Below are 25,143 nucleotides of genomic sequence, written 5' to 3' on the forward strand. Positions count from 1 at the left end.
GTTCGTCATCTCCTGATCTCGGTATCGCTCGGCAACCGGTAGGCGTCGGTGCGCAACTCGGCCAGGTGGTCCAGAACCCTACGGGCCCGGCCGATCTCGTGCTCGACGTCGACGGTGACCTTGGCCAGCCCACCCTTGGAACGGGTGGTCGTCAGGATGTCACCGCCGGGGCCGACGACCTTGGCCTGACCCAGGAATCGCAGCGACCCGGTGATGCCGGTCAGATTCGACGACACCACGAACACCTGGTTTTCCGCGGCGCGGGCACTGTCGTAGAGGTCGAACAGGCGCGACTGGCGGTCGGCGGGTAGCCGTGCAGCACGGTCGGTGACGCTGGCCGGCCAGGCCGAGAGCGCGGCGATGGTCGTCGCCCCGTCGAGAGCCAGGGTGCGCGCCGACTCCGGGAAGGTCTTGTCGTAGTCGATCAGCATGCCGAGCCGGCCGATCGGGGTGTCGAACGCCTCGAACCGATCACCGGCCGTGTACGCGAGGGACTCGCCGGCGGGCTGGTGCACCTTGCGATGTGTTCCGAGCACACCGTCACCGTTGACACAGACCGCCGAGTTGTACCGAACCCCATCGGCTGCCTCGGCATAACCGATGCACACCACCATCTTTCCCGCGGCGGTGGCGATGGCCGCCAATTCGGGTCCGTCACGGTCGAGGGTGGGTGGCAGGTCGTCGACGTCGGGCGCGCGAAGATCGCCGATGTACCCGCCGAGTGCGGCGTCGGGAAAGACCAGCAGGTCCACACCCTCGCGTGCGGCGGCCTCGATGATGCCCAGCGCCTTGGACACTGCGCGCTCGACGTCGCGGCCGAAGTGCGCGGCGAGAGCTCCGAGTGTCACGGTTGTCATGGACGTTCAGCCTACCGAGTGAGGTGGTCGGTTGATGGGTAACTCATGCCGCCCCGAGCCCGGTCACACCGCGGTCCACGGCGACGGTACTGACCCCGTCCGGCCAGCGCAGCCGCACCCCGGCGCCCGCCACCAAACGTCCACATGCCGCCGACACCACGGGTGCGGCCGACCCGGGATCGGCGGGTCGGGTGTCGGTGACGAGCATGCCGTACCCCGGAAAACAGGTGAGCCAGTCACCCATCGCGGCTTCAGTAGGCCGCGGCACCGCGGCAACATCGAGTTCGGCACCGGTCCCCGACGCTTCCGCGAGCATTCCCAACGTGCCGATCACGCCGGCCATACTGACATCTTTCGCGGCGCGCGGGCGCAACCGCGCCGGCAACCCTGTCATCCGTCGCAGCTCGTCGGGGTGGCGGGAACTGGTGCTGTCCCATTGCCTTCCGTGATATCCGGGTCGCCACCCGCCGGTGGTGTCGGCGAGCAGGGACACGACGTCGCCGACGCGGCCGGCGCCCGCGGCGATCGGATGGTCGGTGCGGCCCAGCGCGGTCACCGACAATGCCGACGGCACCCCGAGCTGCGTGTGGCCGCCGAGAACCGCTGTGCCCCAAGCATCAGCGGCCTCGGCGATACCGCGGACCACGCGTTCGACGTGTGCCCGGGTCGGGCCGCCGACCGCGTCGAGCAGACCGACCGGCGTCGCGCCCATCGCGGCAAGGTCGTTGATGTTGACCAGTACCGAGCACCACCCGGCCCACTCGGGATCCCGCTCGACCATGGACGGAACGATCGCGTCGCAGGCCGCGATCAGATCGGTACCGGGGACCGGCGCGCCGTCGTCACCGCGAAATCCCGCCGGACCCAACCCCATCGGTTGGGCCCGGAACGGCATGAGAACTTGCGCCAGAGGCGCTTTGGTGGCGTCGGCGGCTCGCTGGATGCGACCGATCGGCCACCGCATCCGGCGATGAGCCCGGCCGCGCACGGTGACGTCGGCGCCGCAGTCCTCCCAGCCGAGTCCGGTGAACAACCCGGCGAAACGGTCCTGGACGCATGCGTCGAACCGTAGGGCGCCCGCTGTCTCCACGTAGGCGCACGCGGCCCGGATCAATGCCGCGCCCACACCGCGGATCGGACGGTCGGGGTCGACGACGAGTCGGCTGCCCGCCCAATATCCGATGTCGGGGTCCAGACAGGGAGCCACCCGCACCCCGCCGACCACGGCACCGTCATCGGTGACGGCGATCAACGCCACCATGCGTGGATCGTCGTCGACGTCGTCGGCATCGCTTCCGTCGAAAAGTCCTTGCCGGACCACGAATTCGGCGCGCCGCAGAGATCGATAGGCGTCCATCTCGGCGCGGGAGTCGGCGACGCGGATCAGGTGGGTGGTCTCGGTGCCGGACTGTCGGCGATGCGGGGTGCCCGCGAGGATCGAGAGGTCACCCCGAGCGGGAGCGGGTGGTGCGGCGTGGGGGAGGGTCCGGTGGTCGAGCATGTTCTCACCCACCGACATTCGCCAGCACGCTGCACGCCCCGCACGCGGCGCATCCGGCGCGTTGGTCGCTGCCGGCCATGTCGATGAGCTGCAGGTGTGACGCGACCTCGCGGCTGATCTTCTCCACCGTCGCCGCGTCGGGGCCGGTGGCGCCATCCACATCGACAGCCAGGGTGCCCTGTTGCGGGCGGAACGGCACGATGAACGGGTAGACCCCCATGTCGGCGAGTTCCTTGGCGCCGGAGATCATCTCGTCGGCATCCTCGCCCAATCCGACGAGGAGGTAGGTGGAGACCTGGTTGCGGCCGAACACGCGGACGGCCTCGGCCCAGGCCGCCCGGTATTCGGCGAGCGGTACCGTCGACTTCCCCGGCATCCACCGGCGTCGGACCTCGTCGTCGAGGGATTCGACGTGGATGCCGATCGCATCGGCACCGGCGTCGCGCAGGTCGCCCAGGACCGAGAGATCGGCGGGCGGCTCGCACTGCACCTGGATGGGGAGGTCGGGGACGGCGTCCTTCACCGCGCGGACACATCGTGCGAGATGCCGTGCGCCCCGGTCATGTCCGGCCGACGTCCCGGTCGTCATCACCATCTGGGTCACACCGTCGAGGTCGACGGCGGCACGCGCGACCTCGGCGAGTTCGTGGGGTCGCTTGACCGCGGTCGTGGAACCGGCTCGCAGCGACTCCTCGATGGAGCAGAACCGGCAGCGTTGATCCTCGGCGTAGCGGATGCAGGTCTGAACGACGGTGGTGGCCAAGACGTTCTGACCGTGCAGCCTCGCGATCTGCTCGTACGGAACTCCGTCGGCGGTGGCGAGATCGTAGAACCTCGGCCGGCCGATCGGGGTGATCTGCACACCGACGTCCTCCCCGTCGAGGAGAACGCGATCACCGTCGAAGATGAAGGGGCTGTTGTCGTTCCGGGGAATCGCGGCGTGCAGTCCGTCGATGACGAGGTGACCGTCATCGCTCGGACCGGCACCGCCGGTGCGATGGACCGGTGGCGTGCCCCGGATGCCCAGCAGTGCGAGGTCGACGCGGGTGGAGACGCTCATGATCATCCTCCGATCGGTGGGGTGAGGGAGCAGGGTTATTGACTCGCGGCGAGGCGTAACGGTGAGCGGGTGGTGCCCTCGCAGATCGTTTCCGCGATGTGGCGAGCGTCGCGGTCGATGCCGAGGAATCGTCCGGAGCCCCAGGTGTGCATCCACGGCAGACCGACAAAACTCAGACCGGGTACCTCGGTGATGCCGCGGGTCTGCATCGGACGGCCCGACCCGTCGAAGGCGCTGGCCTCGATCCACCGGTAGTCGGGTCGGTAGCCGATCGCCCAGACGATGGAGGTGATGCCGGCGTCGGCCAGATCGAGGGACTCGGGTTGCGAATCGGGTTGCCACACCGGGGTGTATCGGGTCGGTGGAGGTGCGTCGATGCCGTTGGCCTCGATGTGGCGGTCGATGTCGGCGCAGATGGAGTTGTACACCGTATCGGCGTTGTCGAGGGCCGCGGTCAGCGTCGGCGCGAATCGTAGGCCGCTGTCTTTCCCGTCGACGAGGGTGCCGTACAACCGCATCCCCTCGAGCGCGAAACGCCGCAGGTCGATGTCACGGCCGCCGTCACGCCCGGTGACATAGTGGTTGGTCTTCTCTCGGGCGGCCTTTCCGCCGTGATACTCCTGCGCCGGGGTGTCGTAGAGGCCCATCTCGGCCAGCCACGTCATGCAGTCGCGTCCACGGTAGGTGCGCGCGACGCGGGGAGCGTTGCCGATCGCGAGATGTACCTCGCGGCCGGCGAGATGGAGATCCTCGGCGATCTGCGCCCCCGACTGACCGGACCCGACGACGAGCACCGCCCCGTCGGGCAGTTGGTCGGCGTTGCGGTACTGCTCCGAATGGATCTGCGTAACAGTGGGATCGAGCGCGGAGGCGAACGCCGGGACGACGGGCAGTGGGTAGCCGCCGGTGGCGATGACCACCTGATCGCAAGTGAGAACTTCCTCGCCGGCGTCGCCGCTCACGGTCAGCTCGAATCGGTCGTCGGCGATCCGGGACAGGCGCGTCACGGTGGTGTGGGTGCGCAGCGGCGGCTCGAAGGTCTCCAGCCAGCCCGCGAGCCAGGTGACCACCTCGTCGCGGGTCATGAACCCGTCGGGATCGGCGCCGTCGTAGGAGTAGCCGGGCAGCCGGCAGTGCCAGTTGGGGGTGACGAGGGTGAAGTTGTCCCAACGGGTGTCGGCCCAGGCGTGCATGGGTGTGTCGCTCTCGATGACGACGTGATCGATGTGCGCCTTGCCGAGATACCAACTGACCGACAGGCCGGCCTGGCCGCCGCCGACGATGACGACGGGGATGTGGGGGGGATGGGCGGAAGTGCTCATGGGAGCTCCGAACGATGTGGGGATTCAGGGGTGGGGGAGTGGCGGGTGCATGCTCAGGACTTCGACGACGGCATCGTCGGCGAAATCGGTTGCGGTGACGGTGATCGCTTCGGCTGTCGCCGCCGCCGAGGTGCAGGCGAAACCGAACGTGGCACGGACGCGCTCGGCGGCCTCACCGAGTGCGACGAGGCTGCGGGCGCGGAACTCGGCGACCGTGTAGTGATGGCCGCTGCTCAGATGGTCGTGAACAACCAGCGACGGCGAATAGCATTCCTGCACACGCCCGTCCGGCCAGCGCACCGCGAAAGTCATCTCAGGCATGAGCGGGTTCCCGCCACGCCGCTGCCTCGGTGTCGGTGATGAGTCCGTAGGCATCGGGCCGCCGGTCGCGCAGATGGAACATGCCGGCGCGCATGGCGGTGAAGGTGGCGTCGATATCGACCTCGGCGACGGCCATCCCGCTGCCGAGGAGCGTCGAATCCAGGACGTTGCCGCCGGGATCGACGATCTTGGCGTTGCCGACGTACCGCAGCGAACCGAAGGTCCCGGACTGGTTGGCGGCGATCCAGAAGACCTGATTGTCCAGTGCGCGTGCGGTATCGAAGAGATTGAAGCGGTAGGTCCAGCGGTCTTCCTGCAGGTTCTCCGCCGTTGCGGTGCGGGCGGCCGGCCACGCCGAGAGGCTCGCGATGATCTCGGCACCCTGCAGCGCCATGATGCGTGCTGCTTCGGGAAAGGCCTTGTCGTAGCAGATCTGCAGGCCGACGCGCCCGACCGGAGTATCGAAGACCCCATACTCGGTGCCCGCGGAATAGGACATGTTCTCGCCCAACGGTTGATGCACCTTGCGGTAGCTGCCGTAGATCCGGTCCCCGTCGAGAACGGCTGCGGCGTTGTACCGCGTGACCCCGTCCTCGGCGAGTTCACAGAAGCCGATCGCGATGAGCATGTCACCCGCGATCGCCTGAACGCGCGCGATCTCCGGACCATCGAGCGAGATCGCCGGTGGCAGTGAGCGACTGGTGGTCGCGACGGTGTCGCCGTGATTGCCCAGTGAGGAGAGGTAGCCGCCGATGGCGGCCTCGGGAAAGACGAGGAAATCGACTCCGGCTGCTCGGGCCCGTTCGACGTGGTCGGCGATCACCCGATAGTTGTCCTCGAGGTCGCGGGTGAAGTTGGCCGCGACGGCGGCTAGTGTCGTCATGAGGTGATCCTGGTGGTGGGCATGGGAACTCGGCTCACACCATGTAGGTGGAGTTGATGATCGCGCCCTTGCGGGCGTAGTGGATGAGAGCGTCTTGCACGTCGAGCGGATGTGCCGGGATCACGCCCTCGATCAGATCCTCTTCGCGGCCGCCGTGCAGGGCGAGCCCGAATCGGCAGCAGAAGACCGTCCCGCCCTCGGAGATGAAGGTGGCCAAGGAGTCGTTGATGTTCTGTTCGCCGGGGAAGCCCGAATCGCCGGTGGTCGGGAAGCCGCGTGTGGCAAGGCAATTGATGGCGCCGGGTCCGTAGAAGTAGATCGCCGACTCGAATCCCTTGCGCAGTGCCCGGGTGGCCTGTAGGACGGCGACGAACGAGACCGATGACTCGTGGGCGATGCCGTGGACGAGGGTGAAGTACGATTCGCCGTTCTCCGCCTGGTAATCGGGGAAGATCTTGGTTCCGCCATAGATGTTGGAGCCCTTGGGAAGTGACGGATGGGGGATCTCGGCGAGGGAGGTGGCGATGTTCTCGGTGATGGTCTCGTCGAATGCGGGCATGGCTTCTCCTGTGGAGACGGCGCGTGGATGTGCGCGGCGAATGAGGGGGTGGGCGACGTTGCCCGGGATGTGAACGGGGATCGGAGTCGGCGTGGGCCGGTCGGTCACCTGCCACCAATTTCAGACCTCGAGTATTGCGTGGTGGTTACCGGCGGAATAAGGGATCGCCGGATTCGTGTAACACAGCCCTCGGCGTACCCGGAGCGCCACCGACGCCTGTTCCCCATGGTAGGCCGACCTGTGCGCCTGGACCTTGTGCGCGTGGAGAAACTAGGATATGCAACTATTGCAGACAGGCGAGCGCCGCTCGAGCATGTGACAGCGTGAGGGAAGGAAACCGATGGCCGACGATGCGTCGATCCGCACGGAACGCCGGGGGCGGGTGGCCCACCTGGTGCTCAATCGCCCGAAGTCGATCAACGCCCTCGACCACGAGATGGCGCTGACCATGGACAACGCGCTACATGCGTGGGCGACGGACGACGCGATCGAGACCGTGGTGATCTCCGGGACCGGTGAGAGAGGCCTCTGTGCCGGCGGCGACATCGTCGCCATCCATCGCGACGGCGTCGCACTCAGCGGCGTCGACGCCGAGGGCGGCGCCCACGACGACCGCGACGCCGCGGCGAGCCCGTCCGGACGCTTCTGGCACGACGAATACCTCCTCAACGAGTACATCGCGAACTACCCCAAGCCCTACGTCGCGATCATGGACGGCATCGTCATGGGCGGCGGCGTCGGGATCTCCGCCCACGGCAACACCCGCGTCGTCACCGACCGCACCAAACTCGCGATGCCCGAGGTCGGCATCGGCTTCGTGCCCGACGTCGGCGGCACCCATCTGCTCGCGCAGGTCCCCGACCAGTTCGGCACCTACCTCGCGCTGACGGCCGCACCGATCGACGGCGCCGAGGCGATCGCCCTCGGACTCGCCGACCACTATGTGCCCGCCGAGAAACTCGACGAACTCGTCGCAGCGCTCGCCGACCGGCCGGCCGGCGAGGTGCTCGCCCAGTTCTCGATCGAACCGCCCGCCGCGGGGCTGCTCGAGCAGCGATCGTGGATCGCCGAGGCCTTCGCCGCCGACGGCGTCGACGAGATCATCGCGCGATGCCGCGCCGTCGGCTCGGACTTCGCAACGAAGACCGCCGAACGGATCGCCGCGAAAAGCCCACTGGCCCTGCGGGTGGCGCTGCGTTCGCTGCGGGAGGCGCAGCACGACGCGACACTGGCCGACTCGTTGCGCCGTGAATACCGGGTGTCGTTGCGCTCGTTGCTGTTTCCCGACCTCGCCGAGGGCATCCGAGCTCAGGTCATCGACAAGGACCGCAACCCCGTCTGGCGGCCCGCCGACACGATCGACGACTCCGTGATCGACGCGTTCTTCGCGCCGCTGCCCGACGACGTCGAACTGACCTTCGAGGTCGAATCCCACACCGGCGCCTGACCTTTCCTGGCACGAGAAGCTCCGCCGCCGAAGCCATTGACGAACCGAAGCCATTGACGAAGGAGTCACCATGAGCACCACCGAACCGCAGACGATCCTGATCGAGCGCCGCGACCGCATCGGCATCATCACCCTCAACCGTCCCAAGGCACTCAACGCGCTCAACACCGAACTGATGACCGAGGTGGTCGCCGCGGTCAAGGAGTTCGACGCCGACGCGGGTATCGGGGCGATCGTGCTGACCGGATCGCAGAAGGCGTTCGCCGCCGGCGCCGACATCAAGGAGATGTCGTCGAAGACCTACGCCGAGGTGGTCAACGAGTCGTTCTTCGGTGCGTGGGATGAGCTGTCGCGCAGCCGAACCCCCATCATCGCCGCCGTGACCGGGTACGCGCTGGGCGGCGGGTGTGAGCTGGCGATGCTGTGCGACACGATCATCGCCGGCGAGAACGCCGTCTTCGGGCAGCCTGAGATCAACCTCGGTGTCATCCCCGGCATCGGCGGATCGCAGCGCCTGACCCGCGCGGTGGGCAAGGCCAAGGCGATGGACATGGTGCTGACGGGCCGGCAGATGAAGGTCGACGAGGCCGAACGCATGGGTCTGGTGTCGCGGGTGGTGCCCACCGAGGAAGCGCTCGACACCGCACTCGACGTCGCGGCGACCATCGCGTCGAAGTCGGCGATCGCGACCGCGCTGGCCAAGGACGCGGTGAACCGCGCCTTCGAATCGAGCCTCACCGAAGGTGTTCGCGCCGAACGCGCGCTGTTCTATTCGACCTTCGCCACCGATGACCAAACCGAGGGGATGGCCGCGTTCGTCGAGAAGCGGGAGCCGCGGTTCACCCACCGGTGACCCGTCGGGTCACCCGACCGGGGTGACGAGTGCGGCGATACGCCGTGAAACGGGCACCTCCGTCGTAGGCTCGACGCGTGACGACGACCGATGCCATCGACAGCGACAAGGGGACGAGTCCGCCACGGGCGGCCCTGGTACTCGGGGCGCTGATCCTGGTGGCCGGTGTCGCCAACATCAATCTGTCCGTGGCCAATGTCGCACTGCCCGATATCGGCAAGGCCCTCGACGCCAGCTCGACGCAGCTGAATCTGATCGCCGTCGGCTACTCGCTGGGACTGGCGGCGTCGGTGTTGTACTTCGGTGTACTGGGCGACCGTTTCGGTCGGCGGCGACTGCTCATCGCCGGCATGTTGTTGACGCTGCCGGCGTCGCTGATCGCCGGTTTCGCGGTGGGTCCGAACGTCTTGTTCGCCGCACGTGTCCTCGGCGGGATTTCGGCCGGTCTGGCCTATCCGACGACCCTGGCGATCATCACGGCCCTGTGGACCGGTGCCCGCCGTACCGGCGCGATTGCGGCGTGGTCGGCGATCGGCGCGGCGATCTCGGCGACCGGACCCGTCGTGTCGGGGGCGTTGCTGGAGCAATTCGCCTGGCAATCGGTCTTTTTGGTGACGTTGCCGCTCGCCGTGCTCGCGCTGGCCGGCGCGTGGTTCCTCGTGCCTCCCGACCGCGGTGACACCGCCGTCGCCGTCGACAACCTCGGCGGCGTCCTGTCGATCGTGCTGGTGGGTGCCACCGTGCTTGCAATCAACTTCGCCCCGCTGAGCAACATGCGGACCACGGTGTGGGTGCTCGCGGCGATCGCGGTGGTCTCGATCGTCGTGTTCGTGTGGCGCCAGCTTCGGATCAGGGTGCCGCTCTACGACTTCCGGATCGCCGCCCGGCCGACGTTCTGGGTGGCGGCGGTCGGCGGCATCGTCATCTTCGGCACCCTGATGGGTGCGATGTTCGTTGGTCAGCAGTATCTGCAGAACGTGCTCGGCTACTCCACTCTCGCCTCCGGTGCGATGGCCCTGCCCGCCGCCGCGGCGATGGTGGTGGTCGCACCGCAGTCGGCGAAACTCGTGGAGTCCATCGGATCTCGCTACACCCTGCTCATCGGGTACCTGTTCATCATTCTCGGCCTGGCACTGGCACTGATCATGTGGCACGACACCGCGCCCATCTGGTCGGTGATCGGTACCTACATCCTGATCGGCGCGGGCGTCGGATTCGCCGGCACCCCGGCGTCGCATTCGTTGACCGGCTCGGTGCCGGTCTCACGCGCCGGAATGGCATCGAGCACCTCGGATCTGCAGCGCGATCTCGGTGGCGCGATCATGCAGTCGGTGCTCGGGGCGATCCTCACCGCCGGGTACGCCAAGACGTTGACGGCGGCGATCTCCGCCTCACCCGACGCCGACCACGTCAGCAGCGAGACCCAGGCGGTGCTCACCAAATCCTTTGCCAGCGCCGCGGATCTGGCACAACGCTATCCGCAGTACTCGCACGAGATCATCACCGCCGCACGCGAGGCCTTCGTGCACGGTGACGCCCGGGCGAACGCGGCGGCGATCGTCATCGTCGGATGCGGGGCCCTGCTGGTGGCCGTGTGCTATCCGAAGGCGGCCAAGGAGCGAGAAGCGATGCGCCGCTACGCCTCCGAACGCGGGGTATCGGCCTCCGACGACACCTGAGCGGTGTTCAGGTCACCTCGAATGCCGGGCTGACGCCGACGATCGGGCGTAGACGACCGGTCGCCGACTTGACGTCACCGAAATACCGGATGCGATGACGACCGTGTGCGCCCTGCGGGATTCGCCACGTGATGGTCACGATCGATGCCGAATCCTGACCGTCGGGGCGCTTCCAGTCGAGTTCGCTTGCCGCCCCGGTGTCGTCCTCCGTGGTGATCCAGCGTCCCCCGTCGAAACGCTCGATCACGTAATAGCCGTCGGTGGGCCGGGACCCGTCGGCGGGCACACGTCGCACACGATTGCTCGGATGTGCTCCGGAGAACGACACCGAGACCGATTGTCCGGCAACGTAGGTGGATCTCGGTGCGGAGACGACCGCACCGAAGGTGGTGTCGCGGACCGGGGTGTCGGCGGGGACCGGTGCGAGAAGATTCGGTTGCAGCCCACTGGTGTCGGCGGGCGTCGGTCCGAGATCGCCGCGCCTTCCCGCGGCCATCGTGCGGGCCAACCGGTCGAACTCCTGCATGTAGGCGCACAATGTGTAGCGCCCGAAGAGTGTCTCGCCGCCCTCGTACTGTTGCGACAGGAACTCCTCCGGCGTCGTCACGTACTGGCTGTAGCCGTTGGCATAGCCCTGCATCAGCACGTTCTCCAGTGGCACGCGCAGTGTGTCGGCGACGATACGCCGGATGCGCAACCCGGCGACGATGGTGAATTCGGCAGGCCCGCAAGCCAGGACGAGGTCGCCGATCCGGATCAGCTGGATCGGCAGCACCTGCTCTATCCAGGGTCGTGGGGGAAGGTAGCCGAGCGGGAACAGGTCGAACTTCGGTGCCTGGATCGCGACCGCCCACTCCGGCGGCGTCGCGCTGGTGTCGACGCCGAGGGCCTGCGCGAACGGCAGCGTCACACCTTCCTGGAGAAAGCTCAGCTGGCTCCGCGTGTTGTCTTCGGTGCTGGTGGCCGCGGCGGCGGCACCCATGATCGCCGGGGTGGTGCGGGTGGGTTTTCCGTCCGGGGTGTAGTGGCCGTCGATCCGGATGTCGGAGAGATCGAGGAAGCGATAGGCGTAGCTGATGGCGCCGGTCAACGGCCGAGCTGCGGCGAAAGCACGTTGTGCGGCGCGGTGTTGGCGGTCGCCGATCATCACCCGGTTGGTGCGGTGGTCGGCGGTGGGTCCGCCGGGGTGCATCTTGCGCAGCCACAGGTTCGGTGTCATGTCGCCGGCATTGGTCTGCGGAAATGCGGCCACCACACCGGGATTCGCGCTCTCGGCCAGATAGGACGCGTAGCCCTTGTTGTCACTGGAGATCAGGGTGTTGGCGTCGGTGAGCGAGGTGCCGTGCGTGGCGAACCAGGTGATCTCGCCGATCACGGTGCCGCCCTGACGCAGTCGTAACGCGGTGACCTGGGGGTCGATGTGTTCGGGGAAGTGCTTCTGGTCGGCTGCGGGATTGCGGACGAACGCCTGCAGCGAACGGTTGGCGCTGGCATCGTGCAGCTCGCTGTGGCCGAGCTCGAGCGTTCCCGGAGCGAGACTGTTGTGTGCGGCGACGATGGCCTCGACGATCCCGTCGACCTCGGCGCGATACGAGTTCTCCCGATGCCCCAGTGCGGCAAGGACGTACGCGTAGTCCCAGGCGGTACCGCCGCACGAGTTGTGATTGTGCGTGGCGTTGATGTTGACGTTCTCGTTGGTGTAGACGTTGCCGAAGCGTTGCGTCAGCGCCTTCATCACGCCGACCCGGTGGGATTCGAAGATGCACGCGAGATCGGCGTTGACGAAGACGATCCGGGTGCCGGTGGCGGCGTCGGCGATGATGTATGCGCGCGCCCACACGCGTTGCAGGAGTCCGGTGGCCACCTGCGAGAGATCGGAGTATCCCATCATGCCTTGTCCGGCAATGGCTCCGGTGATGTCACCGCGTCCGGCGCCGACGAGATAGCCGCCCGATGGTGCCGCCTGTGCCGAGCCGGACGGGGCGGCGACACCGGCCACGCCGAGTGCCGTGGCGCCGACCGCCGCTCCGGCCAGTAGCCCTCGCCGGCTGACCCCGGCTGCTCTCGCGGTGTCCGTCATCGTTGTCGTCCCTCCGAACCGGCCTTGCCCGCATCGTCGGCGGGTGTGGCCATCGCGGCAAAAGTGGTGGCCAACACGGCGATGTGGCGCCGCGCGGCGTCGCTGTCACGGTCGGTGAGCCACGACAGCGTCAGTCCGTCGAGCGATGAGGTGACCATGTGGGCGAGTTCGTCGGTCGGCATCGTCCACCGCAGTGACATCGTCTCGGCGATGAAGCGCAGCGCGTCGGCGACCGCCGACCGGTAGACCTCCCATTGGCGACGCCCGGCTTCGGGATCGTGGCGCATCGCGTGGGTGGCAACCTCGAGCAGCGCGATCTCTCGCCTCGGATCGCTTTCCAGGAGGCGCAGGTAGGCGTCCATCGCCGCGGTCAGCACCTCGGTGAGTCCGGTACCGGGGTCGGTGAGTTCCACGCTGAGCAGCGCGCCGAGTCGTTCGGCGCTGGTGATCTCCTCGATCACGGCGCTGATCAGTGCCTCGCGCGAGGAGAAGATGTAGAACAGTGCGCCCTGCGGCATGTCGGCCTCACCGACGATCGCCCGTGTGGTGGCCGCGGCGAGTCCGTCGCGTGCGATCACCCGGATCGCGGCGTCGATCAGTTCCGCACGGCGCTCGTCGAACGTCATTCGGCGCATCGAGAATCCCCCCGGATCAGTTGATCGTTCGGTCAACTATGCATCACGGGTGGTGATCTGTCGCGCGGATTGCGAGAATTCGTCAGATCGTGTGGTGGTGCAGGGTGGGCAGACTGTCATAGGCGTTGCGGATGTGCCGTGCGGCGAGTCGGGACGCACGATCCGCGTCGCCGGCGGTGATGGCGTCGAGGATCTCGTGGTGCTCGGCCATCAATCCCGCGCGCAGAGCGGCCCAGTCCTCGACGTCGGTGAAGGCGGCAAGGATCGCGCGACGCTGGGCGTTGCGGATGGCGACGGTCATCGCGGTGACGAGCCGATTGCCGCCGGCTTCGGCGATGGCGGTGTGAAAGGCGATGTCGGCGTCGTTGAAGGCGGCGCGATCGTCGACGGCGGCCTCCATCGCGGCCATCGCCTCGTGGACCGGCGCGAGGCGTGCGGGATCGTGTGCCCGCGCGGCCAATTCGACGCTCGAGGACTCCAGCGTCACCCGCGCGTCGACGACGTCGGCGAACGCGAAGTTCGACAGCGCGATGTGCAGGCGCAAAAAGTGGGTCAGTGCTTCGGCGGGCATCGCGGCGACGAAGGTGCCGGCGCCGGCGCCGCTGCCGACCGCCGATCGGAGCACGCCCTGAGCCTCGAGGACGCGCAACGCCTCGCGCACCGCGGGCCGGCTGACCTGCAGGCGTGCGGCCAGATCGCGCTCGGGCGGCAGTGGATCGCCGACCCCCAGTGCACCGGAGAGGATCTGCTCCTCGATCGCGTCGATCACCATCTCGTAGGTGCGGGTACGCGCCACCGGTTGCCAGTTCGGGCTGGGTGCGGCCTCCGTCGCGGATGACCGGCCGATCGTCATGGAAACCACCTTCCGTGCGGGGTCTGGTTCCCGCGTCGATCCGGGTCGCGCTGTTGACAGGCGCGACGGGATCACCCTACCGTGAATCATGTGGTCAGACCACAGGTCTTTCCAGTTCACAGCCCCAGCCAACTCCGTGGAGTCCGCATGCGAATCCCCGAACGTGAAACCCGGCCATCGATCACGCGATCGGGACACCCGGCATGAGGGTCGCCCTGTTCGCCACCTGCTTCAACGACACGATGTGGCCCGGCACGCCCCGAGCGACCGTGCTGCTGCTCGAGCGACTCGGCGTCGAGGTCGAGTTCCCCGTCGAGCAGACCTGCTGCGGTCAGATGTTCACCAACACCGGCTACGCCGACGAGGCGATTCCCGGCGTGCGGCAGTTCGCCCAGGTTTTCGGTGAGTTCGACGCGGTTGTCGCGCCCTCGGCCTCCTGCATCGGCTCTGTGCGCCATCAGCATCCGGGTCTGGCCGCCCGCTCGGGCGACCGCGGGTTGCAGGACGCGGTGGCTGCCTATACCCCGAAGGTGTACGAGCTCAGCGAATTCCTCGTCGACGTCCTCGGTGTCACCGACGTCGGCGCGTACTTCCCGCACCGGGTTACCTATCACCCCACCTGTCATTCGCTGCGCATGCTGCGCGTCGGCGACAAACCGTTGCAGCTATTGCGGGCCGTCAAGGGTATCGATCTGGTGGAACTGCCTGCGGCCGAACAGTGTTGTGGATTCGGCGGCACCTTCGCGATGAAGAACGCCGACACCTCGGTGGCGATGGGCTCCGACAAGTCCGCGCATGTCAAGAAGACCGCCGCCGAAGTGCTGGTGGCGGGCGACAATTCCTGCCTCGCCCACATCGGGGGACTACTCAACCGGGAACGTGCCGGGGTCCGGATGATGCACCTCGCCGAGATCCTGGCCTCCACCGAGAAGGAGCCTGCATGACCACCTCTCGCGACCCGGTGCACGAGATGCCCACGATGGCACCGTCACTGGCGTTGGGCTCCGGTCATCCGCACGTCGGGGTCACCTCGACCTTCGTCGGGATGCCGAAGTTCCCCGAGGCCGCCAGGGCCGAGCTGGCCAACACCACCCAACGTCGAAATCTTGCCCACGCCACCGGGATCATCCGCACCAAGCGGGCCGGGGTGGTCGGCGAACTCGACAACTGGGAGCAGTTGCGCGTTGCCGCCGAACAGATCAAGAATCGTACCCTGCGTAACCTCGACCGCTATCTGATCGAGTTCGAGGAGAAGGCGAGTGCCGCCGGGGCCGTGGTGCACTGGGCCCGGGATGCGCAGGAGGCCAACCGGATCGTCGTCGACCTGGTTCGTCAGACCGGCGCCGACGAGGTGGTCAAGGTCAAATCGATGGCCACCCAGGAGATCGAACTCAACGAAGCCCTCCAGGATGCGGGGATCGACGCCTGGGAGACCGATCTCGCCGAACTCATCGTCCAACTCGGCGACGACTGGCCCAGTCACATCCTCGTGCCGGCCATCCACCGCAATCGCAGCGAGGTCCGTGAGATCTTCCTGCGACGGATGAAGGAGGTCGGCCGTCCGGCGCCCGACGATCTCACCGACGATCCCAAGCGGCTCGCAGAGGCCGCCCGACTTCATCTGCGCGAAAAGTTCTTACGCGCCAAGGTCGGCATCAGTGGCGCGAACTTCGCGGTCGCCGACACCGGTAGTCTCGTCGTCGTCGAATCCGAGGGCAACGGCCGCATGTGCCTGACCCTGCCGGAAACGCTGATCTCGGTGGTGGGCATAGAGAAGATCCTGCCCACCTGGTCCGACCTCGAGGTCTTCCTGCAGGTGCTGCCGCGGTCGAGTACCGGCGAGCGCGAGAACCCGTACACCTCGATCTGGACCGGCGTCACCCCCGGCGACGGACCCCAGAACGTGCACATCGTCTTGCTGGACAACCATCGCACCGACGCGCTCGCCGACGAGGTCGGCCGAGATGCTTTGCGCTGCATCCGATGTTCGGCGTGTCTGAATGTGTGTCCGGTGTACGAGCGTGCCGGCGGACACGCCTACGGTTCGGTCTATCCCGGGCCGATCGGCGCGATCCTCACCCCGCAGCTACGGGGTACGTCGTCGGCGGTCGACAAGTCGCTGCCGTTCGCCTCCAGTTTGTGCGGGGCGTGCTTCGATGTGTGTCCCGTGCGTATCAACATCCCGGACATTTTGGTGCACTTACGAACCCGTGTCGTCGACGAGAAGCGAGGTGGGCTGCCGAGCGGTGAGGCCGCCGCGATGAAGGCCGGTGCGTGGATGTTCGCCGATCATCGGCGGCTCGAGGCGGCGCAGAAGGCGGCCACCACCAGCCACCGGTTCTTCGGCAAGCGCACGACGATCGGCGCCCTGCCGTGGCCGTTGTCGGCGTGGAGCTCGGCGCGCGACGTCCCGGTGCCGCCCGCGGAATCGTTCCGCGACTGGTGGAAACGAGAACGCGGGAACCGCGCGTCCGGGGAGGAGGACCGATGAGCGCGCGCGAGGACATCCTGAGCCGCGTCCGAGCTGCGATCTCCGACGTCGACGACGCATCTCGCGCGAGTGGGATCGACTGGGACTACGGACAAGCGGTGCCGACCGGCGATCTCGACACCGTCGGGCGTTTCGCCGAACGCGTGGCCGACTACCGTGCCGTCGTCGAACGCGTCGGAGAGCACGACCTGGCGCAGCGGATCTCCGCGGCACTGGCCGAGGTCGACGGGCGGGTGCTCGCCGACCCGGCGTTGCGTTTGCGCCTGGGCATCGAAGGGAACTGGATCGATGACGAGACACTTTCCCCGACACAACTCGACCGGGTCGGCGCGGTGGTGACCACGGCCGCCGTCGGGATCGCCAACACCGGCACCATCGTGTTGGACCACGGCGTCGGGCAGGGTCGGCGCGCGTTGTCGCTGGTGCCCGACGTCCACCTCTGCCTCGTTGACGCCGCACAGATCGTCAGTGATGTCCCCGAGGCCGTAGCCCGGCTGATCGCCGACGGTGCGGCCGCCCGCCCGCAAACCTGGATCAGCGGCCCCAGCGCCACCAGCGACATCGAACTCGACCGCGTCGAGGGCGTGCACGGTCCGCGCACCTTGCACGTGGTGATCGTCGGCTGAAGCCGGGTGGGCGGATTGTCCCGACGTGGGCGGCGATCAACTGACAGATCGTCGGTTGCCGGGTGGAGGTGGACGCAGCACAGTATCGCCATGACAGCTACACCCGATATTTCCGCCGATCCGGCAGCCGTCGAATACGGCGGCAAGGTTCTCGCCGTCGAGCCCGGCGGCAACGAGCCGATTCCCCTCGAGGCCCGCCACGGCAAACCCCGAGGGCTGTTCTGGACGTGGACCGCCCCGAACCTCGAGTTCGCGACGATCTTCGTCGGCGTCATCTCGGTCGCCTACTTCGGTCTGTCGTTCTGGCAGGCCGTCGGCGCCGTGGTGATCGGCAACCTGCTGGGCGCGGTCGCGCATTTCTTGCTCTCCGCCGAGGGGCCGCTGCATGGTGTGCCGCAGATGGTGTTGGGGCGCTTGGCCTTCGGTCACAACGGCAACATCCTGCCGGCGACGTTCATGGCGGTGATGTGCGGCGTCGGGTGGTTTGCCACCAACAGCGTCAGCGGCGCCTTCGCGTTGTCTACCCTGCTCGGCATCACCCCGATAGCCGGGCTCATCGTGATCGTGGTGCTGCAGACGGCATTTGCGTTCTTCGGCCACAATCTGGTGCAACGCTTCGAGCGACTGGCGGCCCCGATCCTCGCGATCGTCTTCCTCATCGGCGCGGTCATCATCTTCAGCAAATCCGATGTGTCGGCGGGATCGGCCGAGGGCGGCTTCTCGATGGGCGGCTTCCTCCTCGCGGTGGGCGCCTCGTTCGGCTACACGGCGGGCTGGACGCCCTACGCCGCCGACTACACCCGCTACCTACCGCCGACCGTGTCGAAGATGCAGACCGGGCTGTTCGCCTCGGCCGGCCTGTTCCTCTCGTGCACACTGCTGATGGTGGTCGGTGCCGCGTCGATGACGATCGGTGCGCCGACGTCGGACAACCCCACGGACGCATTCACCGCCAACTTCCCGTCGGCCATCGCCGACCTCACCCTGCTCGCCATCGCGGTGGGAGCGATCGCGGCCAACGCCATCAATGTGTATTCGGGCGCAATGGCTTTCGTGACGATGGGATTCAAACTTCCCGTTGGCGCGCAGCGGGCACTGGTGTCGGTGTTCTTCGGTGTCGTCGGGTTCCTTGTCGCCTGGTGGGCGCTGGCCGACGCCGCCGCCTCCTACGAGGCGTTCCTGCTGCTGGTCGCGTACTGGATCGGTCCCTGGCTCGGCGTGGTTTTCGCCGACCGTGTGCTGCGACGCGAGCCGCCGTCCCTCGAACTCCTCTATGACCGCAAATACACCAACTGGGGTGGCCTGGCCGCGTTCGTCATCGCTCTCGTCGCCTCGGTCCTGTTGTTCTGCAACCAGGAACGGTTTGTCGGCTTCATCGTCCGGGCGGTGCCCGAACTCGGTGACATCGGCGCCTTCGTCGGCTTCGCCATCGCCTTCATCGCCTACCTCCTCCTGGCCCGCTCCCGGGTCGAGAAGTCGGTGCAGCAGTACGGCTGACGCGTTGGCGTAGGGTTCCAGCGTTTGCTTGCGGCGGTCTCGAGGCTCGCCGCACGCGGCTCGCACCTCGACCATCGGGGAGGACCGTTCCCATCCCGGTGGCCGTCCACCCCGCGTGGAATGCTCCAGGACTTCCCATCCGATGGCCGCCCCATCCCGATGGTCGAGGTGCCGAGGAGAGCCAGCGACGAGCCTCGAGACCTGTTGTGCTGAAGAGTGTCCGGGGCACGGTAGTCCAGTTCCAGTGCTGCTACAAGCGGTCTCGAGGCTCGCCGCACGCGGCTCGCACCTCGACCATCGGGGGGAAACTACTAGCCATGGAAGGCGACTCGGCCTTCCCTCACCCGGTGGCCCTTCCTGCCCGGTGGTCGAGGTGCCGAGGAGCGCTAGCGACGAGCCTCGAGACCTCGTGTGCCGACAGGCTTCCGGGCCACGGGCACGACACCTCGACCATCGGGTGAGGACAATCTCTATGGAGTTCTCAAAGATCAGATGCGGTCCCGGCCGGCCGGGTGCGGGAATCAGGCTGCTGCGTCGTCGAGTCGCATGGTGCGGCGGTGATACGACGGCACTGGCCGTCGTTTCGGATCCACAGTGGCGGGTGGGATGAGCCAGGGGTGTCGGTCGTATCCCATGATGATGTCCCAGCCGTGGTGGTGGACGTCGTCGTGGCAGCTGGTGCAGAGCAGGCAGCCGTTGTCGAGGTCGGTGGGACCACCGTCGGCCCAGTGCTGCACGTGGTGTGCTTGGCAGCGGCCGGCGTGGGCGCCGCATGTGATGCATCCGCGATCCCTGACGAGTAGTGCTTTGCGTTGGCCGGGGGTGAAGAAGCGTTCCTGGCGTCCGACGTCGAGGGGTGCGCCGTCGGTGTTGAGGGTGATCGTGGTGATGGTGGTGTCGCACGACAACATTTTGGCGGTCGCTTCGGTGATCGCGCCCATGTTCTGTAGGTCCCCGCCGAGGGCCGGGTTGTCGGCTGACCAGGTCCACAACAACCCGTTGGTGGGTTTCGTCGAGAAGGTGGTGTCGGCCAATCCTTGTGCCGCGAGTTCGACGATCGTTTCGAACGCGGCGGCACAGATCTGTTCGGGCGTCCGCGGATCGGGTGACCCGTCGGGTTGAGGCTTGGGCGCCGACAAGGTTTCCATCAGGGTGCGGGTCTTTTCCCCGGCGATGATGTCGAGGTTCGCCGAGATCTCCAACCGTCCGTCGTCGGTGATGCGGTCGGTGTAGGAGTTGATTCTCTTGTCCTCGGCGGCTGGTAACCCGCCAGGCGTCTCCGCGGCGAGCTCGTTACCCAGCTGCCGTGCGTAGAGGTTGATTTCGGCGGGGGTGAAGTCGGCGAAGTAGTGTGACAGCAGTTTCCGGAGATATTCACACCGTTGGACGGTGTCCAAAGGTTCGGGGGAGCGGGTGTCGATGTGCGCCAACCCGCGGACGATGGCATCGGTGTGCTCCGACGAGATAGACCCGTCCGCGGCATGCGCCAACAGACCGACATCGGTAGTGGCCGAGATGCGCACGTACCGACCTGCGACCGAGGGCGCGAAACCCATGCTGATCAACAACTCCCGAAGTCGGGTGGTTTTGTGATCGGCGACGCCCAGGCGATCAAGTTCGCCGGTGAGGGTGGTGGCGTGGTGATCGATCAGATTGCGAAGCAGCAGGACTTGTTTCATGGCGCCGAAGGCTTGGGGTCCGGTCATGTCCGGGTTCCATTGCAGGTCGCTGAGTTGGGTGACGATGGTGGCGAAGACTGCTTCGGCGTCAACGGTTTCCGCGTCAAGAATTGTGGTGGTGTCGATCATGGGCCCCTCCCCGGTGGCTGATCGGTGTGAGGGGTCCAGTGTACCTCGCCAGGGTGTTCGATGCAAGGGGTGTTTTGGTGAATTCTGCTTGTGGACAACGTGTTTCGGTGCTGATTTTCTGTCGGTGGGGTGTGGTAGGGGGTGCAGGTTTCGTTTGTGTTGCTTTGGATGTGGTTGGGGGGCTTGTTGTCTCGCCGGGTCTCGAGGCTCGCCGCACGCGGCTCGCACCTCGACCATCGGGAGGGGGTCGTCGATCGGGGGCGTCTTGACCATCGGGGGTGGAGGGCGCCTTCGCCGTCGGGGGGAGGGTGCTCCTCGTCGGGCGGGGGGAGGGACTCCTCGACCATCAGAAGCGGACGTGCGGGGAAGTCAGCGCTGATCCGCAGTCCCGGCGTGAAAGACGTTGATGGCCAGCAATATCGATGCGTACATGGCCGGGGTGGTCGGGTCAAAGCCGAGTAAGACGCGAATGCGATCGAGGCGCTGATACAGACTCTGGCGCCCGATGTGGAGGGCCTCGGCCGAGCGGGTGGCGCTGCATCCGTACGTGAGATGAACTTCGAGAGTGTGGACGAGTTGCGAGGATGACGTCGCATCCTGGCGTACCAGCGGCTCGATGATGCGGCTCAGCTCGGTGCGCAGCCCGTCCGACAACTCGCGCGCCGCGGCGTCGGAGGCGAGTTCACGGCTGGTCCGGATGTCGGCGGCCGTACCGCCGGCAGAGCGCAATTCGACTGCCACACCCAGCCTTTCCGAACAAGTGCGGAGTTCGTCGGCCAACGTCAGGGCAAGGCCGGGACCCGCGCCGGTGTCGGCGAGCGGGCATGGCGTCCCGACGACGACGGTGAGGCGGCCGAGGCGCCGCGGATCGTCGGCCAGCGCCGCGCGGACCTTCTCGGCCGGTTCGGTGAGTCCGGCGTCGGTGGTGACGACCAGACCGTAAACGGTCGCATCGACGGTGGCGTGGACGAGTCCGCCGAGATCCGCAGCCGCCGACAACGCCGTCTCGACCATCCGGGTATCGGGTGCGTGGCCGGCCACCGGCACGAGCACGGCCTTGTCGCTGACCGGTAATCCCGACGTCGACAGCCGCGCAAGAAGATCCGCGCGCCGCAGAGGCCGACGGTCGACGAGCTCGGCCACCAGTTGTGCACCGATGGACGACCGCCCACCGGATCGGGTCAATACCGCCGCCAGCGGTCCGGCTCCGACACCGAGCAGCGCCTGCACACGTGCGACGGGTATCGAGGAGGCGCTCGGACCCGCGAAGACCTGCCCGATCTCGCGGCCGCGCAACGTGATCGGTTGCGCGGCGATCGCGCCGTCGACGACGCGCCACGCGGCCCGATCGTCGTCCACACCGTGGACCGCGAGCAGGGCGCCGCCACCACCCACCACGACGATCGGCGTCCCGGTCACCTCGGCGATGTGCTCGATCATCGCGGCCGCGGCGCCGCGGGCGAGGTCGTCATGCAGGGTTGCGTCGAGTCCACTGCGTAGCCGCAGGTCGCCGACCTCGTCGGACACGATCTCGGTATTGGCCGTCCGGCACACCTCGATGAACGGCACGATCCGTGTCAATTCGATGATCGGCAGGTGCGCGGCCGAACCCTCCCGGATCATCTCCTCGGGGACCGCGTCGAAGCTGCGTCCGACCTCGAACGCCAACCCGGCGACGCCGCGTTCGGCCAGGTCACGCACATAATGACGACGGGTACCGGCGTCCAGGCCGGCCAAGCCCAGGCCGGTGGTGAGCAATAGTTCGCCACCGGTCAGCAACGGGCCGATCTCGAAGATCTCGCTGGAATGCACCCAGCTCACCGGCGCGTCGAGCCGGTCGTGGGCGGTCAGCACACGCGGCCCGGCCGGAGCGAGGTGCGTGTCGATCATGTGCCGCAGAGTGAGCGACGGTGCGGCGGGCAGCGGAGATTGAGACACGATGCCGACGATATGCCCGTTGGCGCGCGCTCGCGACCGGACGAATTGTCGGTTGAGTACGGCCGCGCCCGACGGCACTCTCGAAGCATGACCTCCACCATTGCCGACACCGGGCTCGACCCGCGATCCTTGCTCGACGTCGCCTACGGCCAGGCGCAGGCCGGTCTCGCCGAGGGCGGTATCCCCATCGGTGCCGCCCTGTTCGCCGCCGACGGCACCCTGCTCGGCCAGGGCCGCAATCGGCGTGTGCAGCATGACGATCCGTCGGTGCACGGCGAGACCGACGCCTTCCGTGCCGCCGGCCGGCAACGGGACTACTCCTCGACGATCATGGTCACCACCCTTGCTCCCTGCTGGTACTGCAGCGGGCTGATCCGCCAGTTCGGGATCGGGTCGGTGGTCATCGGCGAGACGACGAACTTCTCCGGCGGTCAGGACTGGCTGCGTGAGCTCGGAGTGCAGGTCACCATCGTCGACGACGACCGCTGCATCGCGATGATGAGTGGCTTCATCGAGACCCGCCCGCACCTGTGGAACGAGGACATCGGTGTCGCCGACACCGAGTCCGACCCAGCCGAGGAGACAGCATGACCACCGCGAACCAGACCGCGAACCCCCAAACCGCGAACCCTCAAACGGCCAGCCCCCAAACCGCCAGCCCCATCCTCACTGTCGATCTGCAGCAGTGGCGGCAGGGCGGGGACGCCGCAGCGCAGGTGTGCGCGGCCGTCGACGAATCCCTGCAGAAGGCCGGTTTCCTGCTGGTGACCGGACACGGGATCGATCCGTTCCTTCCGGCGGCGTTGCGTGCCGCGGCCCGTGAGTTCTTCGCACTGCCCGCCGAGGTCAAGGCGCAGTATGCGGTCGGCGTCGGCGGTCGCGGATGGATCGGCCCCGGCCTGGAGGCCAACGGCTACGCCGAGGGCACCGAAACACCACCGGACCTGAAGGAGACCTATAACTCCGGCGCGCAGACCCCGGTCGGGATTCCCGAGGTCGACGACTACTGGTTCGCCCCCGACGTCTGGCCCACCGAGACCCCGCGACTGCGGGAGTTGTTCACCGCGTGGACCTCTCAGATGAAGGCACTTTCCGACGACCTGCTCGCGCTGATGGCCGAGGCGCTCGGAAAGGCCGGTGAGGACAACCCGTTCCGCGGCTTGGCGGGTAATGCCACCTGGACGTCGAACATCAACCACTATCCGCCGATGACGGTTGTCGGCGACCCCGAGCCCGGCCAGTTCCGGATCGGCCCGCATACCGACTTCGGCACGGTCACCGTTCTCGACCGTGAACCGGGAGCCGGTGGCCTACAGGTGTACAGCGACGAAAGTGGTTGGGCCGACGCCCCGTACGATCCGACGGCACTCACGATCAACATCGGCGATCTTCTCGAGTACTGGTCGGGTGGACGTTGGCCGGCCGGGCGTCATCGTGTGCTGCCACCGCAGCCGGAGAGCCCGGAGGAGGATCTCGTGTCGTTGATCTTCTTCTACGAGCTCGATCACGGCGCCGTCGTGACTCCGCTGGCTCCGCCGGTCGGTCGGGTCTCGGGGCGGCCCGATGTGATCGCCGGGGAGTTCATCAAGGAGCGGCTGGACGCGATCACCCTGGGGTGAGGTGTCCTCGTGCCGGTCATCCGATGCGCGGTACGTTGGTGACGTGGACTTCCGAATCTTCACCGAACCTCAGCAGGGCGCCGATTACAACCAGTTGCTCGCCGTGGCCATGGCGACCGAGGATCTCGGATTCGATGCGTTCTTCCGGTCGGATCACTTCCTGGCGATGGGCGACGCCGACGGTCTACCCGGCCCGACGGACGCGTGGGTGACGCTGGCCGGTCTCGCCCGCGAGACCTCCCGCATCCGGCTCGGCACGCTTGTCACCTCGGCGACCTTCCGGCTCCCCGGACCGTTGGCGGTCTCGGTCGCCCAGGTCGACCAGATGAGTGGTGGCCGTGTCGAATTGGGCCTCGGATCGGGGTGGTTCGAAGAGGAACACCTCGCCTACGGCATCCCATTCCCGCCGCTCGGACAACGGTTCGACCTGCTCGAGGAATCACTGGAGATCATCACCGGACTCTGGCAGACGCCGGTCGGTGAGCGTTTCGACCACGACGGCGCGCGCTACACGGTGAAGAATTCCCCCGCATTGCCCAAGCCGACGCAGTCGCCGCGGCCGCCGATCATCATCGGGGGCATGGGCCGCAGACGGACGCCCGCCCTCGCCGCACGCTTCGCCGACGAGTTCAACGTCCCATTTCAGTCGCTTGACACCGTGGCCGCACAGTTCGACACGGTGCGCTCGGCGTGCACCGCCGCCGGTCGCGACGCCGACGATCTCACCTACTCGGTCGCCCTCGTGTTGTGTTGTGGCCGTACCGAAGACGAACTGTCACGTCGCGCGCAGGCGATCGCTCGCGACGTCGCCGAACTGCGTGCGAACGGCGCCGCCGGCACACCCGACGAGGTTGTCGAGACGATCAGCCGTTTCCGCGACGTCGGTGCGAGCCGCGTTTACCTGCAGGTCCTCGATCTCGCCGATCTCGATCATCTCGAACTCGTGGCGAAAGAGGTTGTGCCGCAGATCGGTGGCACTGCGTAGATCGGTGAACACTGCGCAGATCGGCGGGAACCGCGCAGCTCGGTGAGAGCTGCGCTACCGTACCCGAGAGGATTGCCCGATTCGGGTGATCGGGTCACGACCGAGAAGGCTCTCAGGGGCCGAGAGGGC

22 protein-coding genes are annotated in these 25,143 nt (G+C 67.2%); 10 read left to right on the forward strand and 12 right to left on the reverse strand.

The window, feature by feature from the left end:
• Window positions 1-5 precede the first annotated feature (5 nt).
• From QNM97_RS25540 to QNM97_RS25570, 7 genes are read right to left on the reverse strand one after another with little or no spacing between them, the layout of a single operon-like run.
• Window positions 6-857 carry a carbon-nitrogen hydrolase family protein gene (locus QNM97_RS25540; RefSeq protein WP_208793141.1) on the reverse strand — a complete coding sequence of 284 codons (852 nt, stop codon included), beginning with the start codon at window positions 855-857 and terminating at the stop codon, window positions 6-8.
• Between the two features lie 43 nt (window positions 858-900).
• Window positions 901-2,358, reverse strand: a complete 1,458-nt coding sequence (locus tag QNM97_RS25545; RefSeq protein WP_283823329.1) for an MSMEG_0567/sll0787 family protein — start codon at window positions 2,356-2,358, stop codon at window positions 901-903.
• A gap of 4 nt (window positions 2,359-2,362) precedes the next feature.
• Complete coding sequence (locus QNM97_RS25550; protein ID WP_283820878.1) at window positions 2,363-3,418, reverse strand: MSMEG_0568 family radical SAM protein; 1,056 nt, start codon at window positions 3,416-3,418, stop codon at window positions 2,363-2,365.
• A gap of 35 nt (window positions 3,419-3,453) precedes the next feature.
• Window positions 3,454-4,740 (reverse strand): MSMEG_0569 family flavin-dependent oxidoreductase, encoded by a 1,287-nt coding sequence (locus tag QNM97_RS25555; RefSeq protein ID WP_283820879.1) that lies wholly within the window; start codon window positions 4,738-4,740, stop codon window positions 3,454-3,456.
• 24 nt (window positions 4,741-4,764) lie between these two features.
• The gene (locus tag QNM97_RS25560; RefSeq protein WP_079928626.1) at window positions 4,765-5,061 is read right to left on the reverse strand and encodes an MSMEG_0570 family nitrogen starvation response protein; all 297 of its coding nucleotides are present in this window, start codon (window positions 5,059-5,061) and stop codon (window positions 4,765-4,767) included.
• Complete coding sequence (locus tag QNM97_RS25565; protein WP_094601318.1) at window positions 5,054-5,944, reverse strand: carbon-nitrogen hydrolase family protein; 891 nt, start codon at window positions 5,942-5,944, stop codon at window positions 5,054-5,056. The genes QNM97_RS25560 and QNM97_RS25565 overlap by 8 nt, the downstream gene beginning before the upstream one ends.
• A 34-nt stretch (window positions 5,945-5,978) precedes the next feature.
• Complete coding sequence (locus tag QNM97_RS25570; protein ID WP_283820880.1) at window positions 5,979-6,503, reverse strand: MSMEG_0572/Sll0783 family nitrogen starvation response protein; 525 nt, start codon at window positions 6,501-6,503, stop codon at window positions 5,979-5,981.
• A gap of 340 nt (window positions 6,504-6,843) precedes the next feature.
• Here QNM97_RS25570 and QNM97_RS25575 point away from each other — a divergent pair, with 340 nt between their 5' ends.
• The 3 genes from QNM97_RS25575 to QNM97_RS25585 all read left to right on the forward strand — a co-directional run bounded on the left by QNM97_RS25575 (window position 6,844) and on the right by QNM97_RS25585 (window position 10,482).
• Entirely contained in the window at window positions 6,844-7,950 is a 1,107-nt protein-coding gene (locus QNM97_RS25575; RefSeq protein WP_283820881.1) for an enoyl-CoA hydratase/isomerase family protein, read from the forward strand.
• Window positions 7,951-8,020: 70 nt separating this feature from the next.
• Window positions 8,021-8,803 (forward strand): enoyl-CoA hydratase, encoded by a 783-nt coding sequence (locus QNM97_RS25580; RefSeq protein ID WP_283820882.1) that lies wholly within the window; start codon window positions 8,021-8,023, stop codon window positions 8,801-8,803.
• 77 nt (window positions 8,804-8,880) lie between these two features.
• Window positions 8,881-10,482, forward strand: a complete 1,602-nt coding sequence (locus tag QNM97_RS25585) for an MFS transporter (protein ID WP_283820883.1) — start codon at window positions 8,881-8,883, stop codon at window positions 10,480-10,482.
• A gap of 7 nt (window positions 10,483-10,489) precedes the next feature.
• Here QNM97_RS25585 and QNM97_RS25590 read toward each other — a convergent pair whose 3' ends face one another.
• The 3 genes from QNM97_RS25590 to QNM97_RS25600 form a co-directional block, all read right to left on the reverse strand.
• Window positions 10,490-12,562, reverse strand: coding sequence for a neutral/alkaline non-lysosomal ceramidase N-terminal domain-containing protein (locus QNM97_RS25590; RefSeq protein ID WP_283820884.1), 2,073 nt, complete (start codon window positions 12,560-12,562; stop codon window positions 10,490-10,492).
• A complete protein-coding gene (locus QNM97_RS25595) occupies window positions 12,559-13,197 on the reverse strand; it encodes a TetR/AcrR family transcriptional regulator (protein ID WP_208793133.1) in 639 nt (212 codons plus the stop codon). The genes QNM97_RS25590 and QNM97_RS25595 overlap by 4 nt, the downstream gene beginning before the upstream one ends.
• 82 nt (window positions 13,198-13,279) lie before the next feature.
• The gene (locus QNM97_RS25600; RefSeq protein WP_208793132.1) at window positions 13,280-14,050 is read right to left on the reverse strand and encodes a FadR/GntR family transcriptional regulator; all 771 of its coding nucleotides are present in this window, start codon (window positions 14,048-14,050) and stop codon (window positions 13,280-13,282) included.
• A 203-nt stretch (window positions 14,051-14,253) separates the two neighbouring features.
• On the opposite strand from QNM97_RS25600, the gene QNM97_RS25605 reads away from it, so the two are divergent.
• From QNM97_RS25605 to QNM97_RS25620, 4 genes are all read left to right on the forward strand, one after another.
• Window positions 14,254-14,994, forward strand: a complete 741-nt coding sequence (locus QNM97_RS25605; protein ID WP_283820885.1) for a (Fe-S)-binding protein — start codon at window positions 14,254-14,256, stop codon at window positions 14,992-14,994.
• The gene (locus QNM97_RS25610) at window positions 14,991-16,541 is read left to right on the forward strand and encodes a LutB/LldF family L-lactate oxidation iron-sulfur protein (RefSeq protein WP_283820886.1); all 1,551 of its coding nucleotides are present in this window, start codon (window positions 14,991-14,993) and stop codon (window positions 16,539-16,541) included. Before QNM97_RS25605 ends, QNM97_RS25610 begins: the two co-directional genes overlap by 4 nt.
• Window positions 16,538-17,167 carry a LutC/YkgG family protein gene (locus tag QNM97_RS25615; RefSeq protein ID WP_283820887.1) on the forward strand — a complete coding sequence of 210 codons (630 nt, stop codon included), beginning with the start codon at window positions 16,538-16,540 and terminating at the stop codon, window positions 17,165-17,167. The genes QNM97_RS25610 and QNM97_RS25615 overlap by 4 nt, the downstream gene beginning before the upstream one ends.
• A 90-nt stretch (window positions 17,168-17,257) precedes the next feature.
• Entirely contained in the window at window positions 17,258-18,664 is a 1,407-nt protein-coding gene (locus QNM97_RS25620) for a purine-cytosine permease family protein (protein ID WP_283820888.1), read from the forward strand.
• 521 nt (window positions 18,665-19,185) lie between these two features.
• Here the strand turns inward: QNM97_RS25620 and QNM97_RS25625 are convergent.
• Entirely contained in the window at window positions 19,186-20,472 is a 1,287-nt protein-coding gene (locus QNM97_RS25625; RefSeq protein WP_283820889.1) for an HNH endonuclease, read from the reverse strand.
• A 369-nt stretch (window positions 20,473-20,841) separates the two neighbouring features.
• Window positions 20,842-22,488, reverse strand: coding sequence for a helix-turn-helix domain-containing protein (locus QNM97_RS25630; protein WP_283820890.1), 1,647 nt, complete (start codon window positions 22,486-22,488; stop codon window positions 20,842-20,844).
• Between the two features lie 9 nt (window positions 22,489-22,497).
• On the opposite strand from QNM97_RS25630, the gene QNM97_RS25635 reads away from it, so the two are divergent.
• From QNM97_RS25635 to QNM97_RS25645, 3 genes are read left to right on the forward strand one after another with little or no spacing between them, the layout of a single operon-like run.
• Window positions 22,498-23,001 carry a nucleoside deaminase gene (locus tag QNM97_RS25635; protein ID WP_283820891.1) on the forward strand — a complete coding sequence of 168 codons (504 nt, stop codon included), beginning with the start codon at window positions 22,498-22,500 and terminating at the stop codon, window positions 22,999-23,001.
• On the forward strand, window positions 22,998-24,029 hold the full coding sequence (locus QNM97_RS25640; protein WP_283820892.1) for an isopenicillin N synthase family dioxygenase: 1,032 nt from the start codon (window positions 22,998-23,000) through the stop codon (window positions 24,027-24,029). Before QNM97_RS25635 ends, QNM97_RS25640 begins: the two co-directional genes overlap by 4 nt.
• Window positions 24,030-24,072: 43 nt before the next feature.
• Complete coding sequence (locus QNM97_RS25645) at window positions 24,073-25,014, forward strand: LLM class F420-dependent oxidoreductase (protein ID WP_283820893.1); 942 nt, start codon at window positions 24,073-24,075, stop codon at window positions 25,012-25,014.
• Window positions 25,015-25,143: the final 129 nt, after the last annotated feature.

This window comes from Gordonia sp. L191 (assembly GCF_030077625.1).
GTDB lineage: Bacteria > Actinomycetota > Actinomycetes > Mycobacteriales > Mycobacteriaceae > Gordonia > Gordonia polyisoprenivorans_A.